This is a genomic window from Microcoleus sp. N9_A1 (assembly GCF_036701795.1).
Classification (GTDB): Bacteria; Cyanobacteriota; Cyanobacteriia; order Cyanobacteriales; family Microcoleaceae; genus Microcoleus.
Window position 1 is genome coordinate 1 of sequence record NZ_JAUBRI010000030.1, and the last position, 16,358, is coordinate 16,358.

The 16,358-nt window shown below is 45.4% G+C and carries 15 protein-coding genes and 1 pseudogene; 6 read left to right on the forward strand and 10 right to left on the reverse strand.

The window, feature by feature from the left end:
• Positions 1 to 243: pseudogene (locus QUA58_RS15600) on the forward strand (hypothetical protein); the annotation flags it as partial.
• A gap of 119 nt (positions 244 to 362) precedes the next feature.
• Here the strand turns inward: QUA58_RS15600 and QUA58_RS15605 are convergent.
• From QUA58_RS15605 to psaK, 4 genes are all read right to left on the reverse strand, one after another.
• Positions 363 to 1,169 carry a DUF928 domain-containing protein gene (locus QUA58_RS15605; protein ID WP_333394741.1) on the reverse strand — a complete coding sequence of 269 codons (807 nt, stop codon included), beginning with the start codon at positions 1,167 to 1,169 and terminating at the stop codon, positions 363 to 365.
• A 36-nt stretch (positions 1,170 to 1,205) separates the two neighbouring features.
• Entirely contained in the window at positions 1,206 to 3,227 is a 2,022-nt protein-coding gene (locus tag QUA58_RS15610) for an adenylate/guanylate cyclase domain-containing protein (RefSeq protein ID WP_333394743.1), read from the reverse strand.
• 4 nt (positions 3,228 to 3,231) lie between these two features.
• The gene (locus QUA58_RS15615) at positions 3,232 to 4,428 is read right to left on the reverse strand and encodes a site-2 protease family protein (protein WP_333394744.1); all 1,197 of its coding nucleotides are present in this window, start codon (positions 4,426 to 4,428) and stop codon (positions 3,232 to 3,234) included.
• 80 nt (positions 4,429 to 4,508) lie between these two features.
• Positions 4,509 to 4,793, reverse strand: a complete 285-nt coding sequence (psaK, locus tag QUA58_RS15620) for a photosystem I reaction center subunit PsaK (protein WP_333394746.1) — start codon at positions 4,791 to 4,793, stop codon at positions 4,509 to 4,511.
• 133 nt (positions 4,794 to 4,926) lie between these two features.
• On the opposite strand from psaK, the gene QUA58_RS15625 reads away from it, so the two are divergent.
• The gene (locus QUA58_RS15625) at positions 4,927 to 5,574 is read left to right on the forward strand and encodes a phosphoribosylanthranilate isomerase (protein ID WP_333394748.1); all 648 of its coding nucleotides are present in this window, start codon (positions 4,927 to 4,929) and stop codon (positions 5,572 to 5,574) included.
• 328 nt (positions 5,575 to 5,902) lie between these two features.
• Here the strand turns inward: QUA58_RS15625 and QUA58_RS15630 are convergent, their stop codons facing one another.
• Positions 5,903 to 6,226, reverse strand: coding sequence for an acylphosphatase (locus QUA58_RS15630; RefSeq protein WP_333394749.1), 324 nt, complete (start codon positions 6,224 to 6,226; stop codon positions 5,903 to 5,905).
• A gap of 59 nt (positions 6,227 to 6,285) precedes the next feature.
• Here QUA58_RS15630 and QUA58_RS15635 point away from each other — a divergent pair, with 59 nt between their 5' ends.
• Together QUA58_RS15635 and QUA58_RS15640 are read left to right on the forward strand one after the other, a co-directional pair.
• Positions 6,286 to 6,837, forward strand: a complete 552-nt coding sequence (locus QUA58_RS15635) for a CPBP family glutamic-type intramembrane protease (protein ID WP_333394752.1) — start codon at positions 6,286 to 6,288, stop codon at positions 6,835 to 6,837.
• Positions 6,838 to 6,882: 45 nt separating this feature from the next.
• Positions 6,883 to 8,184, forward strand: a complete 1,302-nt coding sequence (locus tag QUA58_RS15640) for a HEAT repeat domain-containing protein (protein WP_333394753.1) — start codon at positions 6,883 to 6,885, stop codon at positions 8,182 to 8,184.
• 453 nt (positions 8,185 to 8,637) lie between these two features.
• Here QUA58_RS15640 and QUA58_RS15645 read toward each other — a convergent pair whose 3' ends face one another.
• Complete coding sequence (locus QUA58_RS15645) at positions 8,638 to 10,701, reverse strand: BamA/TamA family outer membrane protein (RefSeq protein ID WP_333394754.1); 2,064 nt, start codon at positions 10,699 to 10,701, stop codon at positions 8,638 to 8,640.
• A gap of 165 nt (positions 10,702 to 10,866) precedes the next feature.
• The gene (locus QUA58_RS15650) at positions 10,867 to 11,067 is read right to left on the reverse strand and encodes a hypothetical protein (RefSeq protein WP_006634481.1); all 201 of its coding nucleotides are present in this window, start codon (positions 11,065 to 11,067) and stop codon (positions 10,867 to 10,869) included.
• 159 nt (positions 11,068 to 11,226) lie between these two features.
• Here QUA58_RS15650 and QUA58_RS15655 point away from each other — a divergent pair, with 159 nt between their 5' ends.
• On the forward strand, positions 11,227 to 12,057 hold the full coding sequence (locus tag QUA58_RS15655) for an alpha/beta hydrolase (protein ID WP_333251440.1): 831 nt from the start codon (positions 11,227 to 11,229) through the stop codon (positions 12,055 to 12,057).
• A 129-nt stretch (positions 12,058 to 12,186) separates the two neighbouring features.
• Complete coding sequence (locus QUA58_RS15660) at positions 12,187 to 13,668, forward strand: ATP-binding protein (protein WP_445243662.1); 1,482 nt, start codon at positions 12,187 to 12,189, stop codon at positions 13,666 to 13,668.
• Positions 13,669 to 13,983: 315 nt separating this feature from the next.
• On the opposite strand, the gene QUA58_RS15665 is transcribed toward QUA58_RS15660, so the two are convergent.
• The 3 genes from QUA58_RS15665 to QUA58_RS15675 all read right to left on the reverse strand — a co-directional run bounded on the left by QUA58_RS15665 (position 13,984) and on the right by QUA58_RS15675 (position 16,279).
• Positions 13,984 to 14,337: a slr1659 superfamily regulator gene (locus QUA58_RS15665; RefSeq protein WP_333081064.1), complete on the reverse strand. Its 354-nt coding sequence runs from the start codon at positions 14,335 to 14,337 to the stop codon at positions 13,984 to 13,986.
• A 66-nt stretch (positions 14,338 to 14,403) separates the two neighbouring features.
• The gene (locus QUA58_RS15670; protein WP_333251437.1) at positions 14,404 to 15,012 is read right to left on the reverse strand and encodes a DUF6272 family protein; all 609 of its coding nucleotides are present in this window, start codon (positions 15,010 to 15,012) and stop codon (positions 14,404 to 14,406) included.
• Between the two features lie 31 nt (positions 15,013 to 15,043).
• Positions 15,044 to 16,279, reverse strand: a complete 1,236-nt coding sequence (locus QUA58_RS15675) for an adenylate/guanylate cyclase domain-containing protein (protein WP_333251434.1) — start codon at positions 16,277 to 16,279, stop codon at positions 15,044 to 15,046.
• Positions 16,280 to 16,358 lie beyond the last annotated feature (79 nt).

Genomic DNA, 16,358 nt, shown 5'->3' on the forward strand with positions numbered 1-16,358 from the left:
ATATCTACCAAAATGGAATTATCGTGCAGTTCCGACTATTTAGCAGACGCTAAAGTTATTAAATTTTCATTCCTAAGCTGTTTCACATTTAACCTGCATATTTGGGGGTGGGCTTTACTGCCACCTTTTGGGAACAGCCAAGATGGCCGTTCCACAAGAGCTTTCTGGAATAATTATTGTGGGTATACCGCCTTTTGGGAACAGCCAAGATGGCCGTTCCACAACAAAGAATTTTTATTGTAGAACAGCCATCTTGGCTGTTACTGATACAAGTTAAAAACTTGTACACTTCTTTTTATTAAAAGTCTTCTGGCCCGTTGCTCTAACGTTGCCAAAAAAGTTAAATTTATATGCAGTACAGCTTATGGCTGTGGCTGAGTTTGAACGATCGGCTCTTTGGCAATTTCGCCCAATTTCACAGAATCCAGCAAACTTTCCCAATCAGCCTTGAACGTTGTATCATTAGGCTGATCGCGACGAGCGGCAGCTAGATTGCTGAGAGCCTCTTGCCAAATCCCATTTTCAGCATAAATAAAGGTTTTCTCGCGCGGATCAGCCTTCTCTAATTGACGGCGGATATCTGCACTGAGTTCAACTCGCCCTACAGTACCGATTTCGATCTGATCGGCCGATCGGTCTTGAGAGTCGCAAATCACTGTAAAATTCCAAGTGTAACTTTTGCCTACTTCCAAGGGAGGCACATTTTGCTTAGGGGGGATACTAACGCCGATCACCCCGGATAAATTGCTAATTGTGAGATCCTGTTTATAAATCTGCTTGCCGCTTTCATCTTTTAGGATAAATTCGGCTGATTGCGCCTCTGTTCGAGGCAAGTAGAAAAAGAACGTTGGATAGTCGGAAACAGTCCGTCCCTTCTTATTTGTAGGCACTAAGGCTGTGAGACCTAGCTGACTAATACTCGCGCAGCCACCGCGCACAGGGCGTCCTGGTTGAGTGGGGGGTAGCTCATCCATATCTTCACGGGGCTGAACGAAGCGCGGCCCTCCCGGTCTAGCGCGTGGCCCTCCCGGTCTAGTGTCTGGCCCGTCATCTATCTCTATATCTATATCCTGTCCCACAACTGGAAAGAGGGAAGCGTTAAGTGTGGCGATCAATACTATTGATCCAACTGATGTCAGATTCAGGATAAACTTAGTAATTTTTTTCATGGGCTTCATGGTTTTTTAGGGAGAAATGGTGTCTTTTTATTTCTGTTTTATTCCCAAAATGCGGTAGACATTAACTTTTTGTTCCCTGCCTCTTAACGGTAAAGCTCCCCAAGATTCTACTTCAAATTGGTCTGCCAGATGCAGTAAGGTTTCTTCTGCAATCAATATCCGGCAAGTGTCCTCGTGCCGATCTTTTTCGCAGCTTTCGAGTCGAGAGGCAATATTTACGCTGTCGCCGATCACTCCATATTCTAAACGGGTTGTGCCTCCCAGACTACCCACCATAACAGGCCCTGTAAAGATGCCTACTCGCATTTTTACGGCCGGTAAACCGCGTGTGAGCCAATTTTGATTCATTTGTGGCAAGCGGGAACTAATGGCTAAAGCGCAAGATACGGCGAGGCGAGCATCTTCCGCAATTTCTTCTGGAGTGGTGCGCGGAATGGGTACGCCAAATACTGCCAGCATTCCATCTCCGGTAAATTTATTAATCACGCCTTGATGTTTTTGGACTTCTTGGGCCATTGCTGATAAATACTCATTTAACCAACTCATTACTACTTCTGGCGGTAGTTTTTCGGAGATTGTACTAAAACCCTGCAAGTCGGTGAGGATGATGGTAGCAGTAACTTTTTGCCCTGGCAATAACCCTGATTCGAGCAGATGGACGCGCTCTTTCCACAAGGCATTTGCGATCGCGGGTGAAGTTTGTTGTCCTAATAATTTCATCACAATCCCTTGCTGTTGCCTCGACTGCTCGTATTTATAGGTGACTGCGACTCCTGCGGTGATTAAAAGTGCCAGGGTAGGGGCCATTAGAGGTATCCACCCCTGTTGCATGAAGAGGAAAAATGTGAATCCCGCTAATGAGCCGCAAGCTGCGATCGCGATCGCGATCAAATTCAGCGATTTTTCTAGCCGCCAAGCTAAACAGCCACCCACGGCACTCCAAACAGCGATCCAGAGTATTTCTTGCCATTCATCCCAATACCAAAACAGCCCTTTGCCATCTAAAACTGCGCTGAGAATTTGGCTGGTGGCCCTTGCGTGAATTAATACCCCAGGCATCGGCTGGTTTTCTCTTGCACGAGCGCTGTAAGGGGTAAAAAATAAATCGTTGACACTTAGGGCTGTAACGCCTATTAGCACTATTTTACCCTTCACCAATTTAGGATCAACTTTTCCCTGCAACACTTGAGTTAGTGTCACGCTCTTGGCTATATTTTCAGCAGAGCGGTAATTGAGCAGGACTTGATAGCCTGCGGCATCTATGTTCTGATAACCTCCTGAGTCAGAACGCAACTTTGAAAATACTGTTTTATCTACCTGAAGTTCGTTTTTTTCTGTTTTTTGAGAAGCTATTTTTTCGCTATTAAAATAGGCAAAAGCTAGCCGCATCGAAAATGAATACACTGTCCTTTTGCCATCGCCCCTCAACATCAAATTTCGACGCACTATACGGTCTGGATCGACTACTACATCGTTAAATCCTACTCGCTTGTCTGGTATATTGGGAGGTGGGGGCACTCGCTCGGACTCAGAGCTGCCGATGAAGGTAATGGGGATTACTTTGGGGTTTTTCAATTGAGTGACTAATTCTGCATTCCCCGGTTCGTAGGGAGTCGTGCGAAGCATATCTATGCCAATAGCTGTGGGTTCAAGACGCGCTATTGCTGCGATCGCTTTTGCTAAAGTGCGATCTGAAATTGGCCATTTTTCAATAGTATTAATATCCTGCTCGGTGACTTCAACTATCAGCAACCTGGGGTCAGGGCCAGGATCGGGCCGCAACTGCACCATGAGGTCGAAAGCATTTAATTCTAGTGGCTGCAACCCGCCTAAATGCCGCACTCCCAATAGAGTTCCGGTCACGACAATCCAGATAATAGCAAGAGGTTGCAAGTCAGCGAAGGGGAAGGAATGAGTTAAGTTTTTCCAACTCCACCGTCTCTCCTTCAACTGACGATGAAATTGATGAAAGAATTTGGGCATATTAATAATTGTTGGTTTCAACAATCTAACATTGGCGCGCTCGTAAATGCCCCTTACTGATGCCAAAATTTTAGTTTTCTTGTGCGGTTTTGGCGATCGCACTTAATTGCAATCCTTGGGGATAGCTGTTTTCTTCTTTGCTGCGCTTGATGTCTGCTTCGGAAATCTGCGGTTTGAGGTATTTTGCCAAAACTTTAACCACGTCGCCCCGATCGATCGTCCCTGCTACTGAACCAATCGGCGAGAGGACGATGATTCGGGAAAGCTGACGGGCTTCCATCTTGTTAATTACTTCTGCGATGGATGCTTTTTCGGAGACTGTCGGGGTTTTTTCCAGGGGTTTCAAAATGTTGTGCAAAGTCTGAAGTGGCCACTGGCTGCGTTCTGTGAAGCGGATATCGTCGATCGACACTAAGCCCAAATCCCGGCCGTTGGTCGCAGCAATGTAAAATGGAAACGGATTAACTTCTAACAAATAGCGATCGGCAAATTCTCGCAGAGTCAAATCTGCATCTACAACTCGAAACTCGCGACTCATCGCATCGCCGGCTTTAATTTTAATCAAGGCTTCTTGTAGTGAAGTAAATCGGCTATAAGCAGTGGCATTGCGAATGCCAAACCAGCCGATGAGCGCCATCCACAAGCCGCCGTACTCGCGCGCTAACAAGCATAAACTCAGACCGAAAGCAACGGCCAGCCAACCTAAAAGTTGCCCTGTTTTTGCCGCCCAGCGAACGCCTGCAAATCGAGAGCCAGTGATTTTCCAAATTGCTGCTTTTAAAACTTGTCCTCCATCCAAAGGCAGACCGGGAATTAAGTTAAATAATCCCAAAACAAGATTGATTAGTGCTACCCTTTCGGTGACAATTGCTAGCAAACTTTTCGGGGGAAGAACTTGAGAACCCAAACCGAGGATTAAAAACAGCGCAAAGCTGACTAAAGGGCCGGCAATAGCTACTTGAAAAGCTTGACCGGGAGTTTTTGATTCCGAGTCGATCGAAGCTACTCCGCCAAATAAGAATAAGGTAATAGAATTAACTTTGATGCCTTGCGATATCGCCGCCAAGCTGTGTCCGAGTTCGTGCAAGAGCACGGAAGCAAACAGCAGCAGAGCTATTGCCAACCCCGCACTCCAGGAGAGCGCAGGCCCCCACACGCGATAACTACTGGCGTATTCGCGGGTTGCTAAGGCTAAAATTATAAACCACGAATAATCTATAAGTAGGGGGATGCCAAATAAAGAGCCGATTCGCCAACCTGTCTGCATGAATTTTCCTGGGAAAGGAGAGCAAGAAAGAGTTTCTATTATATCTTTTCTTCCCCTTTCCTTTGCCTTTCCCCTGGTTTTTACAGAACTCCGGCGTTACCCAAGCCCAAGATTACTCCGGCTCCGAGCAAGTGGCCGAAGCTGGCTGTTGCCAGCAATTCTGGTACGCCGAAGCCTTTGAACATTCCAGGGAGTGCAACGGGTAAAGCTGGGCCCTTGCCGCGGTTTTGCTTGGAGATGCCGTAGTAGCCGATCGTGATCGCCAGCAAATTACATAAAATCATTGTCAGTCCTACCAGTGGCGACCACTCCGGTGTTGAGGGTGTGGTAGATTGTATGGCTAACAGCAAAGATGAGTTGATCACGTTCTTATCTCCTGATTTCACATATATATTGAGTTCCAAGATTATAAAAAGCGTTTTGCATTAAACTAAGATTTGTTTTAATAGTTAACAATTCGTTTATATTTTGATACAAATTCGGAAGGGAGGAGTCGGAGTGCGGGTTAAAATTTGCGGAATCACTAAATTAGACCAAGGAATTGCGATCGCCCGTTTGGGAGCCCAGGCTTTGGGGTTTATCTGCGTGCCGGCTTCCCCCCGCTATGTCAGCCCAGAAACAATTCGCCTGATTGTCGAGCAGTTGCCGGAAAATGTCGATCGCATCGGGGTTTTTGCCAACACCACAATAGAAAATATCTGTCAAGTAGCGGCAGAGTCAAATTTAAGCGGGGTGCAGTTGCATGGAGATGAAACAGCGGAATATTGCGATCGGCTGCGGGAGTTTTTTCCGGGAATTGAAATTATCAAAGCCCTGAGAGTTAAGACTCCTGAAACTTTAGCCACCGCTGCTGTTTATGCTGTTCGTGTCGATACTTTACTGCTGGATGCTTACCATCCAGAGCAATTGGGCGGTACTGGTAAAACGATCGACTGGAGGATGTTATCAGAGTTTAGACCGCAGTGTCCTTGGCTGCTGGCGGGCGGTTTAACACCCGATAATATTTTAAATGCAATTGATAGCGCGATCGGCAATAACTTCAGCGGTGTTGACCTTTCTAGCGGCGTAGAAATAGCGCCGGGAGATAAAGATTTGACGAAAGTTGCTCAGTTGTTTGCTAAATTAACTCAACTTGCTCATCATTGATAATTGGCAATACCAAACTCGCCCTTTTTATCTGATTTATTCTTTAGTCTGCGTGGGCTAAGCCTGCCCTAGGCTAGGCAGACTTCGTTTGTAGAGTAGCGGTTTCAACCGCCGATTTTCTTTATTAGACTTGAATTGCATAAATGTTTGATTGATAGATTGACCGCAGATGAAAGGCAGATAAACACAGATAAACGCAGATATTTTTAAGATAGGAAATAGATTTTTGCAATTGCTCGTCTATTCTTTAGTCTGCGTGGGCGAAGCCTGCCCTAGGCTAGGCAGACTTCTTTTGTATAGTGGCGGTTGAAACCGCCGTTTATGCCCTTTATTCTTTATATCGGCGGATCTCAAAAGTACGCGCGGCGGAGCTATCGCCAAGGGAATCGCCCTCCGGGTCTTCGTATTCCAATACCAACTCACTAACCGTAGCACCAGTCGGGCCGCGGCGGCACCAACTAATCATTCCTTCCACAGCTTTTTTGCCGCCTTCAAAGACAGCCTCGACGCGCCCATCGGGGAGATTTCTCACCCAGCCGCCCAGGCCGAAATACTTTGCTTGATTCCTCGTTGAATATCGGAATCCTACTCCTTGAACTAATCCCGAAACAAAAACGCGGACTCTGACGGGTGGCAATGATTGGTTTTGCATAATAAACGGCTCAACTTACTGCTAACATCTGTTTGAAAATTTTAAGGACCAGTTTGATTATGTTAAATTTTAGTGCGTTCGCGCTGCCGGGATTCCTGATAAACCGCGTCACCCTAGCTTTTTCAACTATTCCCGATTTCACTGATTGGCTGGTTGCAGCTATGCTCGCGCTGGTTTACACTTTGATCGCTCTTTCAGTGGGTTTTTGGTCGGGATTTCTCAAAGTAGACGTGCAAACCTCTCGGCGTACAATTGTGGGAGTGCTCGTTGGCTGTTTGTTAAGTCCGGGCATCACCGAGGAATTATTGTTCCGGGTGTTAATGCTGCCGCACCCGCTTGAGAAGGCTTCTGGGTTAATCCTGTGGTTTTGGGGATGCGCGAGTTTGGCGATTTTTGTAGTTTACCACCCGCTGAACGCGCTGACTTTTTACCCGGTTGGTCGATCGACCTTTATGAATCCAGTATTTTTGCTACTGGCGGCAATTTTGGGAGTTGCGTGCTCCCTCGCCTACCTGCAAAGCGGTTCTATCTGGCCTGCGGTGGCGGTTCACTGGCTAGCAGTGACAGCCTGGCTGTTGCTACTGGGCGGTTACAGGAGGCTGTATGGTTAAATGTAAAAAGTCCAGCATCACTATTTTGTCGGGAGGATCTCAGTTGTGGGTATCATAGGAGCGATCGTAGGTTTTTTGGCAGGGGTAGCAGTTGCTTACTGGTTAGTGGAAAAGCGCTTAAAGAAGCAAAAGCAAGAATACTTGCAGCAAACTCGCAGAATTAGTGAGGAAATAGAATTAGCTCAGATGTCTCGGGTGCAACAAGCTGTCGAATCTCAGAAAGGAGAACGGGAAAATCAGCTTAGAAAAGCTAGTATCGAACACGATAATTTACTCAGACAAGTTACTACCCAATACGAAAACCAGCTCAAACAAGTTGCAGCTCAATACGAAAATCAGCTCCAACAAGTTTTGGCAGAACGCGACAGTCAGCTCCCACCAGTTGCCAGCGTAGATGAGTACGAGCTGCGGCGACAAATCAGCGAGGAATTAGAAGCCGCTAACAATGCTAGTATCCAGCAAAATATCCAATCTTTGCAAGCAGAACACGAACATCATTTACTCAGAGTTGCTGACGAATTGCATCTAAATTATCAAGCTCAGATGGAGCAACATTTGCAAAACTTGCAAAATGAACACGAAATTCGCTTGAGGCAAACTGCTGAGGAATATGAGAACCGCGAGGTTGAGATGCAGTTAAATATGGAGGCTTTGCAAGAGCAATACGAGAGTCAGTTGCAAGCGGCTCACGAGCAGTTGAGAGAGCACGAAGCTCAGATGCAAGCTACTATCATGTCTTTGCAAGAGCAGTACGAAAGTAATGTACAACAACAAGAAGTCCCGGAGCAGCAGTTCAGTCAGTTAAATTCAACAGAATTTGCCGAAGGTTTATCACAAGAAGAAGTTTGGCAGGAACTGTCAAGTGAGTTAAATCAAACAGAAGTTGAAGAACAGTTAAATTACACAGATTTTTCGGAACCACAACCAATTGATTTACATCAACCAGAAGTCGAACAACAGCTTCCAATTGCCAGACAAGCACCAAGCTATTCCCTACCGCAGTTGATGGGATGTGTTCAAAGTCAGGACAAAGAAACCCGCAAGTTTGCAGCGTCTGCTTTAGGTAAAATGGCTGGTGCTAATGCTCTGAGAGCCGAAGGTCAGCGAGCAATAGAAACCTTGGGAAAATTAGCTCAAGATATTCACCCGGAGGTGCGTGAAGCTGCTGTGGAAGCACTAGCAATGATTAAGTCGGAAAAAGTGATTCCGCTACTACAAAAAGCTTTGCGAGATATAGATAGCGGTGTGGCTAAATCGGCAAGTGCTGCGCTCAATAAGTTTAAGTTTTATCCGCGCACTCCGGCGGCTAAGCCGAAAACTGTTGATGTGAAGAAACCAAAGCGTTAAGTAGTTACGAGCCTAAATAAATATAGCAATTGTCAATTGCCTACAACACAGTAGGGATACAACATTGTTGTGTCCTTACCAGAAAGAATTGGTTTAAAGCCGGAACCCATAAGCGGGAGAAATTAAAAGAAGACTATTCCTTACTCCAATCCTCTTCCTTCCAGGTAGAGGTCGCTATCAACTGTCAACTGTCAACTGTCAACTGTCAACTGTCAACTGAACGAGGTGCTGTATTTCACTCAATTTCGATTACTACCAAAAACTTGGGAGGTTGAGCAAAGAAATCCAACTCAATTATTCGTGAGACAACTCGCCCCATCCTTAGCAGCAATCACCGACACCCCGCCAGCCGAGGCCGATAGGTTTGATGATGCAGGGCCAACGGCTTTGGCGGCAATTTCGTCAAGTAAAATCTTTTTAAGACTGTGGTTTAAGTGATCTGTTGCACTATTCTTAAAAACGCTGCTTTGTACCGAGTATAAATTTGATGTCGCCGAAGTCGCTAACACCCACATCTAAGCGAATTAATCCAAAGGACGATCGCACCCTCACACCCACCCCAACACCCGCCCCAGTCCCCGGTTTGTCCCTGACTACCGCCGGTTTTCCCAGTACGCTATCTCCTGTGCCCAAATCCGACGCAAAATCAACAAATATCACGCCGCCGACGTCCCTGCCGACAGGAAACCGATATTCGCCGGAAGCTAAAAAATAACTCCGGCCACTGCCAATATCCCCGCTATCGTAACCCCGCACAGAATTGCGACCGCCGAGGCGAAAAGCTTCCGTTGGTGGCAAATCCCCGATTACCGTGCCCGCTTGCAAGTTAAAAGCCAGCATTTCGGGCAAGGCTTCGGACTCGCTGATGCCGAGCAAAGTTAGTGGTACATACTGTATATAATTCGCTAACAGCCTGTTACTCACAATGTTGCCTCGCCCCAGAGGTATCGACTGCTCGGTACTGAGGCTGAGAATCGAGCCGCTGGTGGGGTTGAATGGATTGTCCCGCCGATCGCGAATCGCACCAAAAGAAACAGTGTATAACTCGTCAACGCCGCTGCCGCTGAATGTGAGAGGATTGCCGAGTTCGTCGCGGCGGGCAATATTTAAGTTGCGATCGCGCGTACTGATATTTGTATAATTTAATCCCAAAGTCGATTGCCAATCGCCCAAAGGTCTGGTAAACCTGAGATTTCCCCCCACCCGAATTTCCCGAACTCGGTTCCCGTTGGGCAAATCAATATCTTTGTTGAAAATTTCCGATATTCTGCGATCGCCAAAAGCTCTCACACTGTATCCCAAACGGTCTTCCGCGGCAACGTAAGGGCTGACAAACTGGACATCGTACTGGATACCTCGGAGGCTGGGTTCAAGTTCCACCGACAGCCGCTGTGGGGTGCGGCCGAAAGTTCGATCGGTATAGGAAAGAGGAACAGCAACGCCAACATCATCGCTAAGACTGGCACTCACGCTAAAAGAGCGAGCCGATCGCTCTTGAACGTTGTAGATTACATTAACATCCGTGCCAACTTCTTCAGTAGAAACCGTCACTTTGTCAAACAATCCCAATTGCTGCAACTGCTGTAAATCCAATCGTACAACTTCCCGGCTGTAGTTATCCCCCACCTTGAGTTTGAGCTCGCCTCGGATAAAATCTTCCGAAATTCTGCCCTCAACCGGATTCCCTTTTTTATCAACAGCTTCACCTCGGGAATTGACAAAGCGAATTTTTACCTCTGCAACGTAAACGCCTTCAGCATTGCTTGCTTGACTGATTTGCAGAGTACCGTCTAGCTGTTGGGCGTTGCTGTTTACGGCTTCGGGGATTTCCGCTTGTGCCGCCAGCGGAACCGGAGTTTTTAACAGAGATGTAAAATCTTTATTGTGGCTGGACTTGAGTGATATCAATTCCGGTTGCACCGTCAGGTGATTGTTGACTGTTGACTGTTGACTGTTGACTGTTGAAGCAGGGGTGGAAAAACTCAATGGTTGAGTGTTAACTGTTGACTCGATTTTATTATTGTGATGCAACCGGAAACGATATGAGGGAGATTCCCTAGGAGATAGCTGCGCCGCGCGTACTTCTCCAGAAGCTGCGAGCTCATCGAATGCCGGCCAATTTGGCACAGTTGGGTTCACCTCATCCGATTGGTGACTATTTAAGACTGGAACCGATAACAAATTTCGCTTGTCATCTAGTCTAGATCCCCCTAAATCCCCCTTAACAAGGGGGACTTTGAGCATATTTCTTGTCCCCCCCTTAGTAGGGGCGGTGTCCCCGTGCCCGCCCTTGGTTAGGGGGGATCTAGACTTCGCTACAAACAACAGAGACGGTCGGTTTAACGTTAAGTTATCACCAATGACCTCATCCTCCTCCCTCTGCGCCCTCTGCGCCTCTGCGGTTCCCTCTCTAAACTCCGCCTCAGTCGGTGCGGCACTCGGATCTATCGCCCGCGCCGCCAATTCACCGCCAGCCACCTGTGCCAAAGTCAAAAATGCAATAATCGGAATTCGCATAAACATAAAATTAAAGAACCCAACGCATATTACCCAAAACCTGGCCCCCTACCTAATTAGCCGAAAAGAAACCCGGTATTTTTGAGACTACCGGGTTTCTGGGATGATGAAATTTGGGAAAGTTCGATCGCGGGCGATCGTAAATTGGGGAAACCGCAAATTTGTTTAAATAGCTTGTCGAGAAACTCGTTTCTCAAAATGAGCCTGAGTCTGCTGCAACAGTTGTTCCCGACTATCCTTAGCGGTGGTAATGGTAGGGAGCAAGTTGCGAGCTTGTAAAGTCATGTGAAGCTGTAGGTGTGCTACGTACTCACTGACATCTTCACGAAGAGAGCAAGCCGGGTACTGTTTTAAAGTAGAGTTCAAAGTGTTCTCCTGCTTTGAGTTTGTAGTATTTTCTAATAATCATAGACAATATCATGGTCTATTTCTCATTGTGTACTCCTTAATGAAGTTTAACCTTTGGACTGCTTTTTTGTTACAATTCTTTACAAATATTTCTTACCTATCAAGAGTCGATCGCCCATGCAGTCTCAAGCACTTGTAGGACACAAGCACACATTAAGTACATTTGTCAATAGCACCACCCAAACAGCCGCCTACCTCGACATCGGGTGCGGCAGACCCTTATTGATGCTGCACGGTTTCTTCGGAGAAAAGACTTGCTGGCTGCCATTAATTGAGTTATTGCAATCTCAGTTTCGGTGCATCAGTTTAGATATGTTGGGTTTTGGAGAATCCAGCAAACCAGAAATCCGCTACGACGTAGCTGTAGAAGTTGCTTTTGTCCGGCAAGTTGTAGAACAACTAAATATCGAACCCTGCTGCATCATCGGACATTCTTTTGGCGGTTGGGTAGCATCTGCATATTCACTCAAATATCCTAATTCTGTTAGCAGTTTAGTGTTAGCAGCACCAGCCGGAATTCGGGACGACAGTTTTTGCGGTCAATACGATGCTTTGCGGCCGCTGCTGTGGGAAACCCCAGCCGTTGATTGGGCCTTGCACTTAGCAAAACCTTTTGCGAGTTTAGCGGGAAAAAGTGAGAAATTGCAGCAAATTTCCGGGTGGCGCAGGGAGTTAATGTCTCAACCAGTAGCAAGGTCATTTTTAATGAGCCGGATGCGGCCAGAAGATGCAGTTGATACAGTAGAAAAAGAAATTCACCAATTGCAAATTCCTACCTTAGTTATCGCAGCAGATAGTGACGAAACAATTCCTCTATGGCACTGTGAAACCTACGCTAACGAGATACCGGGAGCAGAGTTAGCAATTATTCCCAATGCTGCTCACGGGTTGCCGCAAACTCAAGCTCAAATTATGGCGAAGTTGACTTGTAAATTTTTGAATAATTAAGAAAAACTGTGCAAGAAGCCGAATCATAAAAATTGTGATAAGCCACCAATTGCAAATAATTGTGTTTTAGTATACTACTTTATTAGGAAATACAGAATATATTGATTAGTGTCTTGTACAATTTTTTTTATGGCTCTTAAATCTTGTGTCAGCAGGAGCTACAGACATTTAGTGGAGTCGGGGGTATTACCAATGGCAGCACTGAGCAACTACTTTAATCTGGAAGAAATTACGACAGCCAGAAAAATTAGTGCTGCGGTAATTAATATCAGCGGCCGCCAGCGAATGCTTTCTCAACGAACGGCGTTTTTTTGCATGAGGTTAGTTTGCTCTCAGAATGGGGTAGAAAGAGCCAAACTGCGGGTGAATTTGTTAGAAGCGATCGAGCTTATGGAAAAATCGCACCGCGACTTAATTAATATTGGCAGCAGCATCAACTTAGTGAGTCCCCCTTCAGCCACCCTCAAGGCAATGTATTTGGAGCCGCCACTGTATTTAGACAAACAAGTGCGCGCATATATCGATCGAATAAAAGCATTAGTGCAAGTTCCTGATGCCGAACTCATGCTGGAAAATCCCCATCTCCTGTACATTGTCGAAGCAGCGGGCGGCGACTTGCTAGAAGCTTTCGATGCCGTGGTGAGCCAATACCAGCAAGAAAGCGAAATCGAACAATTTGAAATCGACCTTAAACAGGTTGAACTTTATCAAGAAAGTTGTGCTGCTACCTCGAAAGCGGAAGCTCAAGCCGCCCAGCTCGATCGCGCACTTTGCGAACTAAAACAAACTCAAGCTCAACTCCTCCACAGCGAAAAAATGTCTTCGCTGGGGGCGCTAATGGCTAGTATCGTCCACGAAATTAATAACCCAGTTAGTTTTATTTATGGCAACTTGAGCCATGCCGCAATTTATACTCAAGATTTGTTGCACCTGCTGTGTCTCTATCAAGAATGCTATCCCAATCCCTGTCCCGAAATCACAGCTAAAATCGAAGAGATAGATCTGGGTTTTCTAGTTCAAGACTTGCCTAAAGTTATCTCTTCCATGCAAATGGGTTCCAATCGCATTCGCGAAATTGTCAAATCTATGGGCAACTTTTCGCGAACCGATAACAGTAACATGACCATGTGCGATTTGCACGACAGCATTGACAGCACCGTGTTAATTTTGCGAAACCGTCTCAATTCTCAAATAGACCGTCGCGACATCCAAGTAATTAAAAATTATGGAAAATTGCCTCCTGTAGAGTGTTATTCGGGTCAGCTAAATCAAGTATTTATGAATCTAATTACCAACGCGATCGATGCTTTGGACGAAGCATCACAAAATGAGCCCTATGCTACGTTAAAAATTTTGATCACCACAGAATTAGCTGGGTCCGATCGCGTGAGAGTGCGGATTGCTGACACGGGAACCGGAATGACACCACAGATAAAAGAGCGAATGTTCGAGCAGTTTTTCACCACCAAGGAAATTGGTAAAGGTACCGGTTTAGGATTGTCTATTGTCTACAAAATCTTAGTAGAAAATCACCGAGGATCGCTTCGGTGCGAGTCGGAACCCTGCAAGGGAACCGAGTTTATCATTGAACTGCCGATCCAGCAAACTTAAGCAATTTACTAATCATCCAAATTTATCTATGTTAACTGTGGCACGGGCGTCCCGCCTATGTTAACTGTGTGTGGCACGGGCGTCCCGCCTATGTTAACTGTGTGTGGCACGGGCGTCCCGCCTGTGTTAACCGTAATTAAATTTTACCAGATAAAACTGGTTTAAAGCCTCTCGCTTTTAGGGAGAAATTAAAAGAAGACTATTCATTACTCGAATCCTGTTCCTTCCAGTTAGAGGTCGCTATCCCAGGTCAACTGTCAACTGTCAACTGTCAACTGTCAACTGTCAACTGTCAACTGTCAACTGAAACATATCCTACGCTAATTCGAGCTTCAAAGTTGGCAACAGCTTTTCTAAATTTCTGAGAGATTTCTGTTGCCAGGGAACATCATTTGAACCCAATACCAAAAGTTGAATAGTTTTCTTTTTCCGAACGGCAATGACAAACTTCGACAGCATACTGATACCAGAACTGTTAACAAATTCCAAATTTTTTAGATTCAAGGTAATAGTAGGCGGTTCGGGATTGGCGACCTCATCTAACAATTCGACTATTGGCGCATACTCTGCTGGGCCGCTCAGGCTGAGTTCGCCTTGGAAAGTGACTGTGACTGATTCTGGATCGTACTGAATGCTGTAATCTTCACCTTGAATTTCTTGAATGCCCATTGTGATTTTGTTTCCTGACTAAAATAGTGCGATCGCACAAGAGAGTAAATATTGAAATGCTAGCAACTAGACCCTAATTTGAACCACAGTCGTAACAATGATGGTATCACTATCTGGTCTGCACTCGAATTTCCAACCTATCTTAGCTGAATAGTCATTAATCATCGTCAGCAATCCCAATCCCGATGTGTCACTTTCCGATTCCGCATTCTTTTCAAGCTGCTGCAAATAAAGTTCATTGGGATCGGAAGCCAGAATTTCTTCAATAAACTCCTTCAATTTATTTGCCTTTTCTGGCTTGACACTATTACTGGCAAAAATTATCGCCGTCACCTCTATTTCACCAATAAAATGTATACCAAATTTGACCTTATAATTGGTATCATCGTCATTAAATTTTATCGCATTTTCTAACAGTTCGTTGGCTACGTAGCTCACAGCTCCCTTGCTTTCTTTTATCCGTTTCTCGCTGCTAGCATCCTCCTCATCCACCGGTAGAAAGCTCGACAAATAATCTGCCACAAAATGAGCTGAAAGCCTGTTATTGCGCCAGCGCTGTTTGATGGGGCGAGAACTGGGGGTAAATGTAAGTTCTAGGGAGTCGTGTTCAGGAGGAAATTCTTCAATGAATTCTCCAAAGATTTGTGTCATTGTTTTTAAGCTTCCAGATGTCATAGTTTTTCTGCCTCCAATTGATGTATTAATGTCACTTTTGGGTAAATTTCCACACTCCATTCCAGTTAGCAGGAATACTCTTTTCTAACAGCGATTGGATGCGTTTTAGGTAAAGTTGACTGGGCTTGTCATCTGGATTTAGCGCCACTATATGTTCAAAACAAACTATGGCCTTAGCAAAATTTCCCTGACAATATTCTTGGAGTCCCTCCTCAAATATAGGCAAAGTTTGAATTTTGAGCGATCGCACTGGTTCTACTTCAACATCTAACACCTCACAAACTGAAATGGCTTCTTGTCTACCTTTGACAATAGCCCGATCCAAAAAACGGATATGATACTTTTCGGGTTGACTCAAACGTTGTACCACATCTCCAGAAATTAATAAAGATACGCCATAATACTTAGTCAAACCTTCCAGACGAGCGGTGAGATTGACATGATCCGAGAGCGCATCTGCTTGCATCCGGTTCGCATCTCCAATAATCCCAACCATCGTATCACCCACATGGATACCAATGCCAATCTTCAGCGGTATATCCCCATTTATTTTACGGCTTTGATTGTATTTCTGCAACTGCTCCAATTTCACAATTCCTGCCTGAATAGCATCATCAACGCCATCAGGAAAAACTGCCATAACTCCATCTCCAATATACTTGACAATAAAACCGTTGTGCTTACGAATTTCGGGACTAATTTGCTGTAAATAGTTATTGATGAAGTCAAAGTTTTCTTGAGGAGTCATTTGCTCCGCCATCGTGGTGAACGAACGCATATCGGAAAACATAATTGCCATCTCTTTGCTCACGTGGTCTCCAAGCTGGAAATCAACCATGCTTTGCTTGCCGAGAAATTGGAGAAATTCATCGGGAACAAAACGTCCGTAAGCCTGCAAAAGTTTCTCTAATTCTTGTTCCCGCGCTTTCACCGTTTGCACCATATGCGAGAATACCTGTGCCAGTTCTCCCAGTGCATCACTGCGCGCTGCCACATCTGACAATATCTGGGGTTGAAAGCTATTGTTTTTTACAGCGATAGCTGCATCTATAACCTTTTTTACCTGCTCGATGTAAGTCTGCATCTCTCGGTTTTTATGATGGATCTGGTTTTCTAGATCCGTGGAGTGTTGTGTGACAATTTCTACTAAGGTTTCATAGCTGTTTTTTTCATCCTCTACTTCCTCAAGTTTTTCCCTCAACTCCTGTAGCTGGTTATGGAGTTCTTCTGGAGATTTAGATGGTGCTAAATTTATTTGTGGTTTCATAATTTATACTTCCGAATCTGGAAGCGCAAAATTGTTTTACTTCCTCGTTGTAAATTATTATAACTTACAGGCGTGGAAC

Coding starts and splice junctions, on each gene's coding strand:
- QUA58_RS15665 (WP_333081064.1), bottom strand. CDS start 14,337: ATGGGCATTCAAGAAATTCAAGGTGAAGATTACAGCATTCAGTACGAT.
- QUA58_RS15655 (WP_333251440.1), top strand. CDS start 11,227: ATGCAGTCTCAAGCACTTGTAGGACACAAGCACACATTAAGTACATTT.
- QUA58_RS15635 (WP_333394752.1), top strand. CDS start 6,286: ATGTTAAATTTTAGTGCGTTCGCGCTGCCGGGATTCCTGATAAACCGC.
- QUA58_RS15670 (WP_333251437.1), bottom strand. CDS start 15,012: ATGACATCTGGAAGCTTAAAAACAATGACACAAATCTTTGGAGAATTC.
- QUA58_RS15660 (WP_445243662.1), top strand. CDS start 12,187: ATGGCTCTTAAATCTTGTGTCAGCAGGAGCTACAGACATTTAGTGGAG.
- QUA58_RS15675 (WP_333251434.1), bottom strand. CDS start 16,279: ATGAAACCACAAATAAATTTAGCACCATCTAAATCTCCAGAAGAACTC.
- QUA58_RS15630 (WP_333394749.1), bottom strand. CDS start 6,226: ATGCAAAACCAATCATTGCCACCCGTCAGAGTCCGCGTTTTTGTTTCG.
- QUA58_RS15645 (WP_333394754.1), bottom strand. CDS start 10,701: ATGCGAATTCCGATTATTGCATTTTTGACTTTGGCACAGGTGGCTGGC.
- QUA58_RS15605 (WP_333394741.1), bottom strand. CDS start 1,169: ATGAAAAAAATTACTAAGTTTATCCTGAATCTGACATCAGTTGGATCA.
- QUA58_RS15615 (WP_333394744.1), bottom strand. CDS start 4,428: ATGCAGACAGGTTGGCGAATCGGCTCTTTATTTGGCATCCCCCTACTT.